This window comes from uncultured Campylobacter sp. (assembly GCF_938030685.1).
Classification (GTDB): Bacteria; Campylobacterota; Campylobacteria; order Campylobacterales; family Campylobacteraceae; genus Campylobacter_B.
This window is the reverse complement of sequence record NZ_CALHHX010000057.1, coordinates 1-3,909: the sequence shown is the minus strand read 5'-3', so window position 1 is coordinate 3,909 and position 3,909 is coordinate 1. Positions and strand designations below refer to the sequence as shown.

At 49.3% G+C, this 3,909-nt stretch carries 4 protein-coding genes; all 4 read right to left on the bottom strand.

Going from position 1 to position 3,909, the window contains the following annotated elements; all coding sequences use genetic code 11:
* Positions 1-189 carry a hypothetical protein gene (locus Q0369_RS02690; RefSeq protein ID WP_005869215.1) on the bottom strand — a complete coding sequence of 63 codons (189 nt, stop codon included), beginning with the start codon at positions 187-189 and terminating at the stop codon, positions 1-3.
* Positions 190-206: 17 nt separating this feature from the next.
* Positions 207-998 carry a LysR family transcriptional regulator gene (locus tag Q0369_RS02685; protein ID WP_297989744.1) on the bottom strand — a complete coding sequence of 264 codons (792 nt, stop codon included), beginning with the start codon at positions 996-998 and terminating at the stop codon, positions 207-209.
* Between the two features lie 9 nt (positions 999-1,007).
* The gene (fdhD, locus tag Q0369_RS02680; RefSeq protein ID WP_298095614.1) at positions 1,008-1,790 is read right to left on the bottom strand and encodes a formate dehydrogenase accessory sulfurtransferase FdhD; all 783 of its coding nucleotides are present in this window, start codon (positions 1,788-1,790) and stop codon (positions 1,008-1,010) included.
* Between the two features lie 271 nt (positions 1,791-2,061).
* A partial coding sequence (locus Q0369_RS02675; RefSeq protein WP_367178963.1) for a molybdopterin oxidoreductase family protein occupies positions 2,062-3,909 on the bottom strand: 1,848 nt, incomplete at its 5' end.

The window sequence follows — 3,909 nt, the reverse complement described above, 5'->3', positions numbered from 1 at the left end:
CTATTTGCCGATAAAATTTTTCTGCAGCCACTCCATCGCTTTTTCTTCGCTTTCAAATCTGCCGCTTTTGGCGACTTGAAACTGCCCCTCGTAGAAGCGAATTCTGATACCGTCCTGGACGCTATCTACCTTGATACGCGTAATCCTGTCTTTGTTTAGATAGGTTCGGTCGTTTAGCTTTACAAACATCGTTTTCTCCTTTAAATTTAATGGTTTTTATCTTTCGCTTTACTTGCGTCTTTCTCGCCCTCTTTTTTCAAAAAAAGCTCCTTAAAGCGCTCGTTTGCGTAGTTTTCTATATCGCTTTGCAGCTGCTTATACGCCGCGATCAGCTCATAGGCGCGTGCATTTAGCGTCGTACCCGCGGCATTGCCGCCGCCTTGCTTGGTGCTAAAGAGCTCCTCTTGCAGATTTTTTTGTAAAATTTGCAGATGGCTCCAGCACTTTTTATAGTTCATCCCCAAAACCTCGGCGGCTTTAGAGATGGAGCCCGTTTGAGCGATCACATCTAGCACTTCGGTTTTGCCCTTGCCGAAAATGAGCTCGCCCTGCGCATTTTCGATCCAAGTTTTTGTTTTCACTCTCATTCTTTTGCCTTTCTTTTCCTTAAAGCAGCCCAGCTGACAATATTTCACGTCTATGCCGTGCTCCTTAAGCGTAGAGCGCACCGTATCGAACCCCACACCGCCGCTAGCTACGGCGCGGGCGTCACGGCAAAAAATCCGCCTTTTATCATCCAAAAACGGATTTAGCTTTTTCAGCGCCTTTATGCTGCCTCCGCTACATTGCAGCTTGCCGAACTGTCCGAGTTCGCAGCGATCTATCCGTATCCCTTCGCGCGCCGCGAGATCTCCTACTACGCTCGCGTCTACGCCTAATTTGGCGGCGATCTTAAACGCCGCGCCGCAATCAAGCTTGCCGCTTGGATTTAGTAAATTTAAAATCAGCCTTTTGATCTCGCTTGCTTTTTTGTCGTCTATCTTGATATCTATCTCCATGCCGCCCTCTTAACTCAAAATTCTCTCTTCACCGCTATAAATGTTTAAATTTTCGCCGCGCGCGAAGCCGCAAAGGGTAAGATCAAATTTACGCGCGATCACGACGCCGAGGCTCGTAGGAGCCGTGCGCGAAACAAGCGCGCTAATGCCGCTCATCACGGCTTTGGCGACCATTTCGGAACTTAGCCTGCCGCTTACCAAAAGAAGCGAGCCCTGCGTATCGTGTCCCGCCAAGACCGCCTTGCCGACCGATTTATCGATGGTATTGTGCTGGGCGATATCCTCGCCGATAAAATACTCGCCGCTCGCGGTAAAGAGCTTTGCGGTGTGCACACAGCCCGTCATCTCGTAAAGCTCGCACTGCGTGTAAAACTCGCTCATCAAATTTAAAATTTCACTCTTATGAAATTTAGCGTCCGAGCGGACTTTACGCGCCGCCATCGCCTCAGGATCGATATTTGCGGTAGAGCTGCGCCCACAGCCGCTGATGATGACCTTTTCGGTATCGAAGCTATTTAGCCGCTTTTCGTTTATCTCGCCGCAGACATTCACGCTAAGCCCATCCGGCGCGAGCTCTATGCTTTTTATACGGCTTGGATCCGAGATCAAATTTTCGCTCAACAAATAGCCTATCGCAAGCGCCTTCTGATCGCTCGGAGTCGCCATCAGCGCGCCAAAACGCTTGTCGTTTAATAAAATTTCAAGCTTGATCTCGCGAACTAAGATATCGCTTACGATCCTTCTTTCATCGCCTTTAAATTTAACTATCTCCGCTCTATAAATCGGCTCCATAGACCTTCCTTATTTTAGTTTCGCCCGTATCGTAGTGAAATTTTGCTTAAATAGCCTTAATTCGCCGAAGTAAAGCCGCAGTACCGAAGCGGAATGCGTAAATTTAAATCGCTCGCATTTTTGAATTTAAAAAATCGCGTGGAAAATTCCACGAGCCGCTTGCAATTTGCAAGCGGCCATGAAGCGCCCGCAGAGATGAAATTTCATCAAATTTTGCCGTAGCTGCGACTAAATTTCATCTTTGCAAAGCGGGCGGAGCTTGCCGCCCAAACTACCTATGCACCGGCGATAGATAAGGTTTCTCGGAGTGCATCGACATCTCGTTTTGTCTTCTGAACTCGATAAACTCGCTCTCGCTAAGCTTTCTGATATTTGCGATCGTCATTTTTAGCGGCGGGATACCTGATAGCGGATCTAGATCGCCCGCATGCACGAGCTCGTTGCCGTCGGCCTCGCTGTAATGGAAGGTCGTAAATATCGTACCCTCTTTCAGATCTGGATTTATGCGAAGCTTTGCGGCGATCTGACCGCGCTTATTTTTGACAAGCGCATAGCAGCCTTCGGTAAGCTCACGTTCGCGTGCGATGTCGGGGCTAACCTCGATGAGCGCGCCTTCTGCGCCCGCGCCGTACTCTAGCGCGCGGCACTCTCTCGTCATCGTGCCAGTATGGTAGTGATAAACCTTGCGCCCAGTCGTAAATAAGCACGGATAAATTTCATCCGGAATCTCGCTAAGCGCACCGCTTCCCACTGGATAATCATCAGGAATTTTCATCTTGGCTCTAAAATCCGCCTCAGCTTTAGCGCGCTCCTCTTTATCATCCACGTAAAGTACCGGCACCATTCTAAATTTACCGTCAGGCAGCATCGATTTATGATCTGCATAAAGAACCGGTGTGCCCGGATGATCTTCATCAGGACATGGCCAGCTGATGCCGCCTAGCTTATCTAGCCTATAGTAGCTAATACCGCCGAAAAATTTAGGCATTAATGCACGCACTTCGTTCCAAATTTCTTCCGCACTTAAAAAATCAAACCCTTCAAGTCCCATTCTTTGCGCGATATTGCAAACTACCTTCCAATCAGGCTCTACGCCAGGAGCCGGCTCGCTTGCCTTGCGCGTGCGCTGGACGCGACGGGAAGTATTTAAAAAGGTGCCGTCCTTCTCGCCCCAGCCGGCAGCAGGTAGTACGACATCGGCTTTCTGTGCGCTCTCGGTAAAGAAAAGATCCTGCACGATAAAGCAATCCAAATGGTGCGTTGCATGCACGAAGTGCTCCGTCCAAGGATCGCTCATTACAGGGTTTTCGCCGTAAACGTAGAGCAGCTTCAGCTCACCACTATCCATTTTATCGGGTGCGACAGTAAGCTTAAAGCCTGGAGTTGGATTTAGCTCGAAGTGCCATACTCTGCGCGCCTGCTCCTGAGCATAAGCGGAATTTACTGCACCCGCCGGAATGACGTTAGGTAGCGCGCCCATGTCGCATGCACCCTGGACGTTGTTTTGACCGCGCAAAGGATTTACGCCTGCGCCTCGTTTGCCTAAATTCCCCGTCAAAATAGCTAAATTTGAAAGCGAAAAGACGTTTGACGTACCGTCGCTAAACTGCGTGATACCCATCGTGTAGCAGATCGCCGCTGCGCCTGCTTTAGCATACATTCTAGCAGCTTCGATTACGAGCTCTTTTTTCACGCCGGTCTCGCGCTCAAAGCGCTCAGGAGTAAAGTCCTTAACCGCTTCTTTTAGATATTCGTAGCCGTGAGCGTAGTTTTTGATAAACTCGTCATCTTGCAAATTTTCAGCAATGATAACATTCATAATGGTATTTAGCGTCTTAATGTTTGCGCCCACTGGGATTTGCAGATAGATATCGGCTTTTTTCGCCATATCTGTGCGCTTCGGATCTACGACGATCATCTTGGCGCCGCGCTGAAGCCCGCGCTGCATCTGCATAGCGATGATCGGGTGACACTCGCTCGTGTTGGTGCCGATGAGTAAAAATACATCCGTATCGGTAGCGAATTCGACCAAATCGTTCGTCATCGTTCCGTTTCCTAGCGTGTTGGCAAGACCTGCCACTGTAGGAGCGTGTCAAAGACGGGCGCAGTGATCGACGTT

Bases quoted from the DNA above. Each gene is read 5' to 3' on its own strand.
- Q0369_RS02690 (WP_005869215.1), bottom strand. From the start codon at position 189: ATGTTTGTAAAGCTAAACGACCGAACCTATCTAAACAAAGACAGGATT.
- fdhD (WP_298095614.1), bottom strand. From the start codon at position 1,790: ATGGAGCCGATTTATAGAGCGGAGATAGTTAAATTTAAAGGCGATGAA.
- Q0369_RS02685 (WP_297989744.1), bottom strand. From the start codon at position 998: ATGGAGATAGATATCAAGATAGACGACAAAAAAGCAAGCGAGATCAAA.